The 13,412-nt window shown below is 69.7% G+C and carries 13 protein-coding genes; 7 read left to right on the forward strand and 6 right to left on the reverse strand.

The features are described 5' to 3' along the window. Positions 1-3: 3 nt before the first annotated feature. From AC1Q5A_RS13030 to AC1Q5A_RS13050, 5 genes are all read right to left on the reverse strand, one after another. Positions 4-1,464 (reverse strand): efflux transporter outer membrane subunit, encoded by a 1,461-nt coding sequence (locus tag AC1Q5A_RS13030; RefSeq protein WP_492701238.1) that lies wholly within the window; start codon positions 1,462-1,464, stop codon positions 4-6. Continuing rightward, positions 1,461-4,652, reverse strand: coding sequence for an efflux RND transporter permease subunit (locus tag AC1Q5A_RS13035; protein ID WP_492701240.1), 3,192 nt, complete (start codon positions 4,650-4,652; stop codon positions 1,461-1,463). The genes AC1Q5A_RS13030 and AC1Q5A_RS13035 overlap by 4 nt, the downstream gene beginning before the upstream one ends. Positions 4,653-4,684: 32 nt before the next feature. Continuing rightward, complete coding sequence (locus tag AC1Q5A_RS13040) at positions 4,685-5,851, reverse strand: efflux RND transporter periplasmic adaptor subunit (protein ID WP_492701242.1); 1,167 nt, start codon at positions 5,849-5,851, stop codon at positions 4,685-4,687. A gap of 145 nt (positions 5,852-5,996) precedes the next feature. Further along, positions 5,997-7,382: a sensor histidine kinase gene (locus AC1Q5A_RS13045; protein ID WP_492701244.1), complete on the reverse strand. Its 1,386-nt coding sequence runs from the start codon at positions 7,380-7,382 to the stop codon at positions 5,997-5,999. A 5-nt stretch (positions 7,383-7,387) separates the two neighbouring features. Continuing rightward, positions 7,388-8,065: a response regulator transcription factor gene (locus AC1Q5A_RS13050; RefSeq protein ID WP_492701246.1), complete on the reverse strand. Its 678-nt coding sequence runs from the start codon at positions 8,063-8,065 to the stop codon at positions 7,388-7,390. Positions 8,066-8,165: 100 nt separating this feature from the next. On the opposite strand from AC1Q5A_RS13050, the gene AC1Q5A_RS13055 reads away from it, so the two are divergent. The 5 genes from AC1Q5A_RS13055 to AC1Q5A_RS13075 all read left to right on the forward strand — a co-directional run bounded on the left by AC1Q5A_RS13055 (position 8,166) and on the right by AC1Q5A_RS13075 (position 10,727). After that, positions 8,166-8,453: a hypothetical protein gene (locus tag AC1Q5A_RS13055; RefSeq protein WP_492701248.1), complete on the forward strand. Its 288-nt coding sequence runs from the start codon at positions 8,166-8,168 to the stop codon at positions 8,451-8,453. Beyond that, a complete protein-coding gene (locus AC1Q5A_RS13060; RefSeq protein ID WP_492701250.1) occupies positions 8,450-8,965 on the forward strand; it encodes a transcriptional repressor in 516 nt (171 codons plus the stop codon). The genes AC1Q5A_RS13055 and AC1Q5A_RS13060 overlap by 4 nt, the downstream gene beginning before the upstream one ends. A gap of 97 nt (positions 8,966-9,062) precedes the next feature. Next, a complete protein-coding gene (locus tag AC1Q5A_RS13065; RefSeq protein ID WP_492701252.1) occupies positions 9,063-9,497 on the forward strand; it encodes a MerC domain-containing protein in 435 nt (144 codons plus the stop codon). Positions 9,498-9,555: 58 nt separating this feature from the next. Then, positions 9,556-10,500 carry a cation diffusion facilitator family transporter gene (locus AC1Q5A_RS13070; RefSeq protein ID WP_492701254.1) on the forward strand — a complete coding sequence of 315 codons (945 nt, stop codon included), beginning with the start codon at positions 9,556-9,558 and terminating at the stop codon, positions 10,498-10,500. Positions 10,501-10,565: 65 nt separating this feature from the next. Beyond that, positions 10,566-10,727: a 30S ribosomal protein THX gene (locus AC1Q5A_RS13075; protein ID WP_015447337.1), complete on the forward strand. Its 162-nt coding sequence runs from the start codon at positions 10,566-10,568 to the stop codon at positions 10,725-10,727. Between the two features lie 96 nt (positions 10,728-10,823). Here the strand turns inward: AC1Q5A_RS13075 and AC1Q5A_RS13080 are convergent, their stop codons facing one another. Then, a complete protein-coding gene (locus AC1Q5A_RS13080; RefSeq protein WP_492701256.1) occupies positions 10,824-11,738 on the reverse strand; it encodes a hypothetical protein in 915 nt (304 codons plus the stop codon). 434 nt (positions 11,739-12,172) lie between these two features. Between AC1Q5A_RS13080 and AC1Q5A_RS13085 the strand changes: the two genes are divergently transcribed. Then, a complete protein-coding gene (locus AC1Q5A_RS13085; protein WP_114342898.1) occupies positions 12,173-12,508 on the forward strand; it encodes a YerC/YecD family TrpR-related protein in 336 nt (111 codons plus the stop codon). Further along, positions 12,505-13,398, forward strand: coding sequence for an ATP phosphoribosyltransferase (gene hisG / locus AC1Q5A_RS13090; RefSeq protein WP_492701259.1), 894 nt, complete (start codon positions 12,505-12,507; stop codon positions 13,396-13,398). The genes AC1Q5A_RS13085 and hisG overlap by 4 nt, the downstream gene beginning before the upstream one ends. Positions 13,399-13,412: the final 14 nt, after the last annotated feature.

Consider the following 13,412-nt stretch of genomic DNA (forward strand, 5'->3'; position numbering starts at 1 on the left):
GGCTCAGCGCCTCGACGCGTCGCCCTGCCAGTCGCCGCCGAGGGCGAGGTACAGCGCCGCGGTGTCGGCGTAGCGCGCTGCCTGCATCTGCACCGCGGCGATCCGCGTCTGCCGCCAGGCCTGCTCCGCCGTGAGCACGGCCAGTCCGCCCACCTGGCCCGCCTGCTGCTGCCGGCGGGTGAGTTCCAGCGTGCGCCGCGCCGCGGACTCCGCGCTGGCGGCGGCCTCGGCCGCGCGGGCGTCGGCTTCCAGCGCGTAGAGTGCGTCGGCGACGTTCTGGAACGCGACCAGCACGACGCCGCGATACTGCGCCACGGCCTGCTGCAGGGCGGCTTCGGCGGCGCGCTGGCGATGTTTCAGTGCACCGAAGTCGAGCACCGTCTGCGCCACGCCGCCGGTCAGGCTCCAGAACGTGTTGCCCGCGGCGAACATCCGGTCGAAAGCGGTGGCGCTGCCGCCGTACTGCGCGGACAGCGAGAACTGCGGGAAGCGGCTGGCCACGGCCACGCCGACCTGGGCGCTGGCGGCATGCACCTGGGCCTCGGCCGCGCGCACGTCCGGGCGCCGCTCGACCAGCGTGGCGGGCAGCGCCACCGGCAGATCGCGTGGCAGCTGCAGCCCGTCCAGCGCGAACGGCGGGTCGTTCGCCTGCGCGGGCGGCTCACCGGCCAGCACCGCGAGCAGGTCGCGGTTCTGTGCCTGCTGCTTCTGCAGCAGGGGCAGGCTGGCCCGGGCCTGCGCCAGGGCGGTTTCCTGCGCCGCCACGTCGAGGCCGGAGACATCACCCAGTTCGGCCTGCCGGCGTACCAGGGCGAGCGCGCGGGTGGCGTCCGCGACGATGCCCTCGGTGGCCTCGATCTGCGCGCGTAGCGAAGCTTCCTGGAGCGCGGCCGCCACCACGTTCGCGGCCAGCGCCTGGCGCACCGCTTCCAGCTGCAGGCGCTGCGCCTGCGTCTGCGCGGCGAGCGACTCGACCGCGCGCCGGTTCAGCCCGAACACATCCACTGCGTAGCCCACGGTGAGCTGCGCCGTGTGCAGCGTGTACATCGGCTGGCCGGAAGTCAGCGTGGGCGAGATGGTGCCGACGGCGTTCTGCTGGCGGCTGGCCGAGTAGCCGAGCTGCACGTTCGGCAGGAACGCCGCCCGCTGCGCGGCGAGGTTTTCCTGGGCTCCGCGCAGCGCGGCCTGGGCACCGTCGATCGACGGGTTGTGCGCCAGCGCGCGTGCCACCAGCCCATCGAGCTGCGGCGAGCCGAAGGCCTGCCACCATGCCGCGCTGGCCTGCGCTCCCGGCAGCAGGCGCTGGCTGTCGCCTGTCCCACCCATTGTCGCCGGCAGCGGCTCGCGCAGGTAGGCGTCCGTCGCCGGCAACGCCGGGCGCTGGTAGTCGGGGCCGACCGCGCAGCCGGCGACGAGCGGGATGGCGACGAAACAGGCGAGGAGACGGATCCTGCGTGCGTTCACTGTGAAGCCTCCGCCGCGGCGCGGCGCCGGCTCCGTCGCTGCGACCACTCCACCACCAGCACCTGCAGCGCCGGCGCCACCACCAGCAGCATCACCGGACCGAGCAGCATGCCGCCCACCACCACGGTGGCCAGCGGGCGCTGCACCTGGCTGCCGATGCCGCTGGAGAGCGCGGCGGGCAGCAGGCCGATGCAGGCCGAGAGCGCGGTCATCAGCATCGGGCGCATGCGCTGTTCGGCCGCCAGGCGCATCGCTTCCAGTGGCGGATGGCCCTCGAACAACAGGTGGTTGAAGTGGGTGATGACCAGGATCCCGTTCATGACCGACACGCCGAACAGCGAGATGAAGCCGATCGCCGCCGACACGCTCAGGTTGAGTCCCGACAGGTACAGCGCGATCAGCCCGCCGGCGATCGCGAAGGGGATCGAGGCGAGCGTGAGCAGGCTGTCACGCAACGAGTTGAACAGCGTGTAGAGCAGGGCGAGGATCAGCCCGACGGCGATCGGCAGGACCACCGCCAGGCGGCCCTTGGCCTGCTGCATGTCCTCGAACTCGCCCGCCCATACCAGGTGGTAGCCGGGCGGCAGTTTGACGTGCTCGGCGATGCGCCGCTGCGCCTCGGCCACGGTGCCGCCGAGGTCGCGGCCGCGCACGCTGAACTTCACCGGGATGAAGCGCTCGTTGCGCTCGTGATAGATGTAGGAGGCACCGGTATCGAGCGAGATGTGAGCCACGTCGCGCAGCGGCACGTAGGCCGTGGCGCCGTTCGCTCCGGCATAGCCGACCTGGATGTCGCCGATCGCGCGCATGTCGGAGCGGTACTGCGGCGCCAGCCGCACGGTCAGCGGGAACTGGCGATCGCCTTCCATCACCGTGGTGGCCTGCGTGCCGCCGGCAGCCGTCTGGATCACGCTGTTGATGTCGCCGGTGTTGAGGCCGTAGCGCGCGGCCCTGGCACGGTCGATGGTGATGTCGAGGTTGGGCTGGCCGAGCACGTGGAACACGCCGAGGTCCTCCACGCCGCGCACCCGGCGCATCTGCTCCATCACCTGGTCGGCCAGCTTCTCCAGCACTGGCAGTTCCGGGCCGACGATCTTCACCGAGTTGGCGCCCTTCACTCCCGAAAGGCCTTCCTCGATGTTGTCCTGGATGTATTGCGAGAAGTTGACCTGCACCCCGGGGAAGGCCTGCCCGAATTCGCGCTGCAACGAGTCCACCAGCTTCTCCTTGGTGTCGCCCGCGGGCCACTCGTCCTGTGGTTTCAGCGGCACGAACAGCTCCACGTTGTAGAAGCCCGAGGCGTCGCTGCCGTCGTCCGGGCGGCCGTGCTGGGAGACCACGGTGACCACCTCCGGATGCGCCTTGATCAGGCGCCGCATGCGGCCCACCTGCGCCTCGCCGGCCTCCAGCGAGATAGTGGTGGGCATGGTGGCGCGGATCCACAGGTTGCCCTCTTCCAGCGTCGGCATGAACTCGGTGCCGATGCGGGTGACCAGCAGTGTGGCGACCAGCAGGAAGGCCACGCCGATCAGCACCGTCAGTCGGCGCCGGCGCAGCGCCCAGCGCAGCACCGGCGAGTAGATCCGGCGGACCACGCGCACGAACCGGGTCTCCGTTTCCGCGACGTGGCGCGGCAGCAGCATGGAGGCCAGCACCGGCGTCACCGTGAAGGTGGCGATCAGCGCGCCGGACAGCGCATACGCATAGGTGCGCGCCATCGGGTTGAAGATCTGGCCTTCCACGCCCTGCATGGTGAACAGCGGGATGAAGGCGGCCACCGTGATCGCGGAGGAGAACAGCACCGCACGGTCGACCTGGATCGCGCTGATGAACAGCAGGCGCAGCCGCTCCTTCCAGCTGTGCGCGGCGCCGCCGCGGGCGTACATGGCGAACTCGTTCTGCGCGTGCTCGTGCAGCAGTTCCTGCCGCTCGTCAGCGCTCTTCTGGAAGTTGCGGAAGATGTTCTCGATCAGGATCACCGCCGAGTCGACGATGATGCCGAAGTCCACCGCGCCCACCGAGAGCAGGTTGGCCGACTCGCCCAGGGCCACCATCAGGATGATGCTGAAGAACAGCGCCACCGGAATGTTGGCGCTGACGATCACCGCGCTGCGCAGGTCACCGAGGAAGATCCACTGGATCAGGAACACCAGCAGGCAGCCGAACACCAGGTTGTGCAGCACCGTGTGGGTGGTGACCGCGACCAGGGTGGAGCGGTCGTAGATCGGCGCCAGGCGCACGCCGGCGGGCAGCGTGCCGTCGCCGTTGAGCTTGTCGACCTCGGCTTTGACGCGGGCCACCACGTCGCTGGTCTTCTCGGTGCGGTTCATCACCACGATGCCGGTCACCACGTCGTCCTGGTCGTCGCGGCCGGCCTGGCCCAGGCGCGGCACGTGGCCGATCGAGACGCGGGCGACGTCCTTCACCAGCACCGGCATGCCGTGCGACTGCGACAGCACGATGTCGCCGATGTCCCGGGTGTCGCGGATCAGGCCGATGCCGCGGATGTTCACCGACTGCTGGCCGATGCTGATCGTGCGGCCGCCGACGTTGGTGTTGGCATTGCCGATCGCCGCGATCAGCTGGGGCAGGGTGATGCCGTAGCCCTGCAGCCGGCGCAGGTCGGCATCCACGTCGTAGGCCTTGGTGGTGCCGCCCCAGGTGACTACCTGGGCCACGCCGGGCACCGACAGCAGGCGGTGGCTCACCACCCAGTCCTGCAGCGTGCGCAGCTGCGTCAGTCCGAAGTGCGGCGGCCCGACCAGCTGGTAGCGGTAGATCTCGCCGACCAGGCTGGAGGCCTGGATCTGCGGCTGCACGCCGTTGGGCAGGCTGACGTTCTGCTGCAGGTTGAGCGCGGCCTGGGTGTACGCCCGGTAGTAGTCGATGCCGTACTTGAAGGTGACGCGCACGAAGGACAGGCCGTAGAACGAGGTCGAGCGGATCGTGTCCACCCCCGGCGTGGTCGCCAGGCCGAGTTCCATCGGGCGGGTATAGGAACGCTCCATTTCCTCCGCCGACAGGCCGGGTGCCTGTGCGGTGATTTCCAGGATCACCGGGGCCGGGTTTGGATAGGCCTCGATGTTGAGCTTGGAATACGCCACCAGGCCGGCGATCAGGAACGCCAGCAGCGCCATCAGCACGATGGAGCGGCGGTTGAGCGCGAATGCGACGATACCTCTGAGCACGATCCGTTTCCTTGCGGGTGAGCTGCCGGCGGTTACTGCGACTGCAGCGCCAGCGCATTGCTCAGGAACAGCGCACCGGTGCCGGCCACGCGCTCGCCGGCGGCGAGGCCGGCGACGATCTCGTCTTGGCCGTCCTGCTGCCGGCCCAGTTCCACCGGACGCCGCGTGAAGCGGCGTCCGTCGGTGGTGACATACACCGTCATGGTGCCGTCGCCCTCGCGGACCACCGCGTCCGCCGGTACCGCGACGGCACGCGCCGGCGGCGCGGTGCGCACCTCCATGCTGGCCAGCATTTGCGGGCGCAGCCGCGCGTCGGCGCCGTGCAGCACCGTGCGCACCTGCACGCGGTGGGTGGACGGATCGACGCTGCTGCCGACCAGGTCGACCCGGCCCTGCAGCACCAGCCCCGGCAGGGCATCCACCCGCACGCTGGCCGGATCGCCGGGATGGATCTGGGCGATCTCGTCCTCCGCCACGCCGGCCACCATCCACAAGGCATCGTCGGCCGCCACGCTGACCGGCGCGGCGCCGCCCTGTTGCAGCCAGTCGCCCGGCGCCACCGTGCGTGCCGCCACCCGCCCGGTGATCGGGCTGGTCACGCGCAGTTCGCCGTCGATGGCGCGGTGGGCGGCGATGCGGTCGATCTGCGCGTCGGTCAGGCCGAGCAGGCGCAGCGCCGTGCGCGCCGAGCGGTAGTTGGCCTCGGCGGTCTGCTGGTCCGCGGTGGCCTGCTCCAGGTCCTTGCGGGCATTGGCCTGGATGTCGAGCAGCTGGCGCGCGCGTTCGAGGGTGTGGCCGGCCAGGGCGCGCACGCCGGCGGCGGCCACCAGGTTCGATTCCGCTTGCACAAGGTCGGCGCTGTCGACGGTGAACAGCACCTGCCCCTTGGTCACGCGGTCGCCGACCTGCACCAGCACCCGCCGCACGCGACCCTGGTAAGGCGAAGACACCTGGGCCAGGCGATCCTGGTCGAAGTCGATGTAGCCGACGGCATCGAGGCGACGGTCGAATGCGCGCCATTGGGACGGCAGCACCGCCACCTGCTGTGCCTGGCGCTCGGTCAGCGTGATGCTGTCGCCGGGCCGGGCCGCGGCCGCAGGCGGATCGGCGCGGCGGCCACAGGCGGCAAGCACGGCCAGCAGTGCCGCGAGCAGGCACGGTTGCAGCGCAGGGCGCACCGTTCGGATGAGGTCATACATCACGCATTCCTTTGGGGCAGGGCATGCGCAGGTCGCGCGGCAACGGGCGGCGTGCGGGGCGAGGCCGCCCGCCTCGGCGTGGATCACCGGGGGCGGCCGCGTGCCAGGCGGCGCTAAATTAATCGCGCGATCCGGGCGGGAACAGTTACCGTTCGGAAAGGTTGCCGTCTCTCCCGCGCGGCAGCCGGATGATCACGCGCAGGCCGGGGGCCGCGTCCTCCAGCCGAAGCTGCCCGCGATGCAGGGCGACCACAGCCGCCGCGATGGACAAGCCCAAGCCGTTGCCGCGTTGAAAACGGCTGGGGTCGGCGCGGAAGAACGGTTCGGTCGCCCGGCCCAGCAACCCGGGCGGAATGCCAGGCCCGTTGTCGGTCACCTCGATGCACACGTCTTCCGCCGCGGCGCGGACCTCGACCCGCACCGCGGCGCCCTGGCCGGCGTACTTGAGCGCGTTGTCGAGCAGGTTGGCGAGCACGCCCGCCAGCAGGTCGCGGTCGGCCTCCACTTGCGGCTCGTCCTCGACCGCCAGCGCGAGCGACATGCCCTCGCTTTCGGCCGCCGGCTGGTACAGCTCGACGATGTCGCCGACCAGGGCGCGCAAGGCGACCGGCTCGAAGTTCTGGCGGCGCACGCCGGCCTCGGCCTCGGCGATCTGCAGCAGCTTGTCCACCAGCTGGGTGACCGCGTCGATCTCGTCGATCGCGTTCGCCGCACCTTCGCGCAGGGCCTGTGGCGGCTGCTGCGGATGCAGCGCGTCTTCCAGCATGGCGCGGATGCGACCCAGCGGTGTACGCAGGTCGTGTGCGATCGCGTTGGAGACGTCGCGGGCGTTGTTCATCAACTGCTCGATCTGGTCGAGCATGCGGTTGACGTCGCGCGCCACCATCGCGAACTCGTCGCGCGAACGGCCGACCGTGATGCGCCGGTCCAGCCGGCCTGCGGCGACCTCTGCGGTGGTGCGGTGGATCGCCTTGAGCTGGCGTTGCAGCTGCAGCCACACCAGCAGCGCGCCGCCCGCGGCCAGCGCGAAGGCGATCAGGCCGCCCATGGCCAGCGCGGACAGCACCATGCGTTCGAGGTCGCGCTGATCCTGCAGGTCGCGCCCGACCACCAGCACCGCGCCGTCCGGGAAGCGATGCACGAGCAGGCGCCCCACGGTGTCCTGGCCGCGCCGCCGCACCTGCTGTTCCAGCAATTCCCCGCTGGCGGTGCCGGTGGCGCGCCACCGGTCGAGGTTGCCGACCAGCACGCTGCCGTCGGGGGCGTCGAGCTGATAGATCTCGGTGTTGACGTCCTGGTCGTCGGTGAGCAGGTCGAAGATCTCCTGACGCAGCGCGGGCAGTCCCTGGCGATCGTGCAGCTGCACCAGCCGGCGCGCGCCCAGCCCGAGCTGCATGTCGATGTTGCGCGCGAGCAGGCCGGCGGTGCCGATGTAGAAGATCGCTGAAACCACCGCGACCGAGACCAGCAGCAGCAGTCCGTAGCCCAGCGCCATGCGCAGTACGACGGAATGGCGCGGGCTGCCGCCCATGGCACTCATTCGGCGCGCAGGGTATAGCCGACCCCGCGTGCGGTGTGGATCAGCGGGGTCGGGAAGTCGCGATCCAGCTTGTTGCGCAACCGGCTTATCTGCACGTCGATGACGTTGGTCTCGGGGTCGAAGTGGTAGCCCCACACCGCAGTGAGCAGCATGCGGCGGGTGACCACCATGCCCTGGTGGCGCGCGAGGTATTCGAGCAGCTGGTATTCGCGCGGCTGCAGCGCGATGGCCTGGGTGCCGCGGTGCACGCGTCGGTTGCGGGTGTCCACGCGCAGGTCGCCGATCTCGATCACGTCCGGTTCGCCGCGCTGCATCGCGCGCCGCGCCAGCGCCTCGATCCGCGCCAGCAATTCATCGAACGCGAACGGCTTGCCCAGGTAATCGTCGCCGCCGCTGCGCAGGCCACGCACGCGCTCGTCCAGGCTGGACAACGCGCTGAGCACGATCACCGGTGTGGCGACGCCGTGGCCACGCAGCGCGGCGAGCACGCCGAGGCCGTCCACGCCGCCGGGCAGCATGCGGTCCAGCACCACCACGTCCCAGCTGCCGTCCAGCGCCAGGCGCAGCCCGGTATCGCCTTCGTGGCATGCCTGCACTGCGTGGCCGGCCCGTTCCAGCCCATGGCGGACCAACTCGGCGGTCGCCAGGTCGTCCTCGATCAGCAGGCAGCGCATGGGCGTCGGTTCCTCGTGGGCTCGGCGGCGACGCCCGCTTGCGCGCGGGCGCCGTCTGCGGACAGCATCGCGCCTATCCTAACGGCAGGTGCGGGATCGCATGAACGAATGGCTGGGCAGGGCGAGCGCGGGAGTCGATCCCGCCGCACCGGATGCCTTCTGGCGGATCTTCCTCAACCTGATGCGGCTGGTGCCGTGGACGGCGCTGTTCTGGTGGAGCCTGCTGTTCGTCCTGGTCGGTGCCCTGCTCGGGTGGTGGCGGGGACGGCTGGTGGAGGGCATCGTGTGGGCCGCGCTGTTGGGGCCCATCGGCTGGTTCGTGGTGCTGGCCCGGCCCCGTCGCGTGCCGCCGCCGCTGCCCGGGCGGGGGCGTGGCAGGGGTGTATGATCAGCATCGAGGTGACCCCATTGACGACCGCCATCTCCGCCAAGCCGCACCCGCATCATCACCATCATCACCACGACGACCCAAGGGGTTTCGTGGCTGCGGTGGAGCTCGCCAGCGAGAAGCGCGGCCTGCGCCTGACCACGTTGCGCCGTGAGGTACTGGAGCTGGTCGCCGCCGCGGATAAGCCGATCAAGGCCTACGACCTGCTCGACCAGTTGCGCGAACGGCATGGCAATGCGGCGCCGCCCACGGTCTACCGTGCGCTCGATTTCCTGCTCGAGAACGGCTTCATCCACAAACTGGAATCGATCAACGCGTTCGTCTCCTGCCACCACCCGGACGAGGCGCACCAGGTGCCGTTCCTGATCTGCGATACCTGTTCCAGCGCGGAAGAGGTCTGCGACGAACGGGTGGCCGAACTCATCGAGGCGCAGGCCAGGGCGCTCGGCTTCCGGCCGCAGGCGCAGACGCTGGAGGTGCACGGCACCTGCCGGCATTGCCGCAAGGGCTGAGCGACGGCGCCGGGATCTGGCGATTTGTGATGTTATAAAGTAACATTGCGCCGACCGGTTACAGAGTCGCCATGTCTGGCGACGCCGGTACGGGCCGATGGATTCCGAGCAGACAGGCAAAACGCGCTGGTGGCACGCGGCTGATCGCATAGGCGCGATGGCGTCGTTCCTATGCGCGATCCACTGCGCGCTGCTGCCGTTCGTGCTGGCGCTGCTGCCGCTGGTGGGCCTGGAATTCCTGGCCGACCATCGTTTCGAGCGCGGCTTCGTGATGTTTGCCTGTGCCTTGGCCCTGGTGGCGCTGGTCCGCGGATTTCGCCGCCACGAGCAACCGCTGCCGCTCCTGCTGGCGGTTCCCGGGCTGGCCCTGCTGCTGCTCGGGGTCACCTACGCCGAGGGGTATGCAACCGTCCTGCACAGCATGCTGGTGACTTCCGGCGGCCTGCTGCTGGCCAGCGCGCATTTCGTCAACCTGCGTCGCGACCGACTCCATGCCCGCGACCACGTGCACGGCCCGCAGTGCGCGCATTGAGCCGTGCCGCGGCACCCCGTGATTGTGTAACGGCGACCGTCGTTCCTAGCATGCACGCGTGAATACAGCGCACCCCCACCATCACGATCATGCGCATCCGCATGCAGCCACCGCAGCGGAAGGCGGGCGCACGCGCAAGCTGCTGTTCGCGTTCGTGCTGACCGTCCTGATGATGGTTGCCGAGGTGGTCGGCGGCATGTGGTCCGGCTCGCTGGCCCTGCTCGCCGACGCCGGGCACATGATGGTCGACGCGCTGGCCCTGCTGCTGGCGGTGGTCGGCGCCAGGATGGCGACCAGGCCGGCCGATGCGCGGCGCAGCTATGGCTACGGCCGGATCGAGGTCCTGGCGGGCTTCGTCAATGCGCTCAGCCAGTTCGTGCTGGTCGGCTGGATCGCCTATGAAGCGGTGACGCGCCTGCTGCATCCCGGGGAAATCCTGTCAGGGGTGATGCTGGTGGTGGCGATCGTGGGCCTGGTGGTGAATGTGCTGGTGCTGCGCATCCTGCACGGGCATGCGCATGACGACGTCAACCTGGCCAGCGCCAGCCTGCACGTGCTGGGCGATCTGCTCGGCTCGCTGGCGGCGGTGCTGGCGGCGCTGGCGATCCGCTGGTTCGGCTGGCTGTGGGCCGATCCGCTGCTGTCGATGCTGGTATCGCTGCTGATCCTGGGCAGCGCATGGCGATTGCTGCGGGTGTCCGCGCACATCCTGCTGGAAGGCGTGCCGGACGGCATGGACAGCGCCCAGGTGGAGGCAGCGCTGCATACCGCCGATCCGGGCATCCGCAACATCCATCACCTGCATGTGTGGCAGCTGGCGTCCGGTTCGCGGATGGCGACCCTGCATGCCGAACTGGACGAGCATGCCGACGGCGCGAGCGCTCTGCAGGCGATCAACCGGCTGCTGGCGGAGCGTTTCGGGATCCAGCACGTGACCGTGCAGATCGATCCGGGCAAGTGCCTGGACGCCAGCGGGGACTGCAGCGGACACGCGCATCGCTGACATGACGTGCCGCTCCGACGCTGCTATGATGGCAGGCCGTTCATCCGATAAATCAAGGAGTTCCCATGGGTAAGGGCGATCGCAAGACCCGCCGCGGCAAGACCTATCGCGGCAGCTACGGCAATACCCGTGCGCATGGCGTGCTGCCGGCCGTGGTGGGCGCCAAGCCGACCGTGACCAAGCCGGCCGCCGCCAAGAAGGCCGCGCCGAAGAAGAAGTCGGCCTGAGCCGGTTTGCATTGGACAGAGGAACCCCGCCACGGCGGGGTTTTTTTGTTGCGGATCGCCGGGTGGCGACCGGTGTCCGGCGGCTTTCGCGGCGGGTCAGAGGCGATACCGCACGCCCAGCGACCACAGCCGACGCGGCTCCAGTTGCAGGCCGTTGACGCGTTGCCAGACCGGCAGCTGGACAAATGCGAAGGCATCCAGTCGCGACGTGAGCTTCGCGCTGATGCCCGGACTCAGGTAGGCATAGGTGGCGCCACTGTTGGGGCGGTCGGATTGCCTGCCGCTTTCGCGCTGCTCGCCGTGGATGTTGAGCTGCAGCTGCGGGGTGACGCGCCTCATGCCGAGATAGCGCACGCCGAAGTCGACGTTGAGCGAATTGCCGGGACGGAAGCCGTCGCGCGCGTCCAGCGCGATCTGCGCCATGGCCTGGCTGAAGTAGGCCAGCGAGTCGCTGAGGTAGCCGAACTTGTAGACGCCGAGCAGGGCGTCGGTGGTGCCGGTGCCCAGTTGCAGGCCGCGGTCGAGCGGTTGGCCAGCCTGCGGGCCCGTCGCGAAGCCCTGGGTGAAGCGGCCGGTGGGCCATTTCACGCCGAACTGCAGGCCGAGGCCGGCGTCATCGCTGAAACCCTGGTAATGCGCGAGCAGGCGCAGGTCACCGATGCCCCGTGCATCGGAGGTGGAGACGCCGGTGTCGCCTCCGGCAATGGTCTGGTGGTGGCGGTCGGTGTACGGCAACTGGGCCGAGATGCCCCAGTAACGCGAGAAGTTGTAGTCCGCGCCCAGCAGGGTGGTGCGGTTGATGGTCTTGCGCTGCACTTCCTGGTCGGTGGGATAGGTGAACGTTCCGGCGCCGACCGTGCCGGTACCGTGCATCAGTCGTGACTGGTCGAAATAGTCCTCGCGCACGCTGAGATGCATGCCGCTGCTGACGGCGTAGCCCTGGCTGGACCAGTCCGAATTGAGCGAACAGCCGCAGGTGGAGCAGGCACTGGCCAGTGCGGGCGCCAGCATGCCCGCGAGCAGTGCCGCGATGGCCGCGCGCTGGTGGTGCCTGCGCAGGGCTGGCCGCCGGGAATGCAGAGGGTGCTGGTGCGACGGTCTCACTGGGGCTCTCTCGATGACGGGTTTCTTTGACCCGGGCATTGTCCCACCGACGGCGGCGCCGGGGTTGTGGCGCGATGTCGCGACGAGGCACGCGGCGTGTCCGGGTGCGGGGTTGGATGATCCGCGGCGCTGAAGGGTTCCCGATCGACCGCGTTGCGTCGGCCATCGCATGTCCGGCCCGTGATCGGCTGAGCGTCGCCGCGGGTCGGCGGGTGCGGAGCTGGCGGCGGGATCGTACGCCGAAGCCCGGACGGTGGCCCGACGTGCATCGAACGTCCCGTTTGCTGCCATGCCGCATGCCGTGTACAATGCGCACCATTGTATTAATGCACTAATACATCATGAAGCGTCGATCACGAAATCCCGAGACCCCGGCGGAGTCCGCCGAACAGAGCCTGTGCGAGGCGCTGCTGTCGTTGAAGAACGTCGAGGAGATGGCCGCCTTCCTCGGTGACCTGTGCACGCCGGCCGAGCTGGAGGTGCTGGTGGACCGCTGGCGGGTGGTGCCGTTCCTGCTCGAAGGCGTGCCGTACCGCGAGATCCACGAGCACACCGCGGTCAGCATCACCACCATCGGCCGGGTCGCCCGCTATCTAAACCAGGGCAACGGCGGCTACCTGGCCGCCGCCGCCCGCGCAGCGCGGCGACAGGCCCAGACCATGAGGAAGAAGGCATGAAGCCGCGCGACCGTTTGCGCATCGCGATGCAAAAATCCGGCCGGCTCACCGAGCCGGCGTTGGACCTGCTGACCCGCTGCGGGCTCACCTTCCGGCAGAGCCGCGACAAGCTGTTCTGCTTCGGCGAGGGCGAGCCGGTCGACTTGCTGCTGGTGCGCGACGACGACATCCCCGGCCTGATCGCCCAGGGGGTGTGCGACCTCGGCATCGTCGGGCGCAACGTGCTCAGCGAGTTCCAGCTCACCGACGGCCGCGAGGCCGAGCCGCTGGCCGAGTTGCGCCCGCTCGGCTTCGGCCGCTGCCGGCTGTCGATCGCGGTGCCGCAGGAACTGGATTACCGCGAGCCGAGGCAGCTGCATGGGCGGCGCATCGCCACCTCGTATCCCGGCCTGCTCGGTGAATGGCTGCGCACGCATGGCGTCGATGCCGGCGTGGTGACCCTGGCCGGTTCGGTCGAGATCGCGCCGAAGCTGGGCACCGCCGACGCGATCTGCGACCTGGTGCAGAGCGGTGGCACGCTGGTGGCGAACCAGCTGCGCGAGGCCGACGTGCTGCTGCACAGCGAAGCCGTGCTGGCCGGGCCGCAGGCGCTGCCGGTGGACGAGCGCGGCGACCTGCTGGAACTGCTGCTGAAGCGGCTGGACGGGGTGATCCAGGTGCGCGAGTCGCGCCTGCTGCTGCTGCAGACCTCGCGCCACTCGCTGGAGGCGGTGACCCGGCTGCTGCCGGGCGGCCCGCAGCCGACCCTGCTGCCGGTGGCCGGCCAGCCGGATCAATTGATGTTGCAGGCGCTGTGTGCCGGCGAAGTGAGCTGGCGGCAGCTGGAAGAGATCAAGAAGGCCGGGGCGCGCGAGATGTTCGTGCTGCCGGTGGAGAAAATGCTGGCATGAAGCAGGTTGGCATG

The sequence above is a fragment of the Rhodanobacter sp. GW835-FHT13D09 genome, assembly GCF_058793995.1.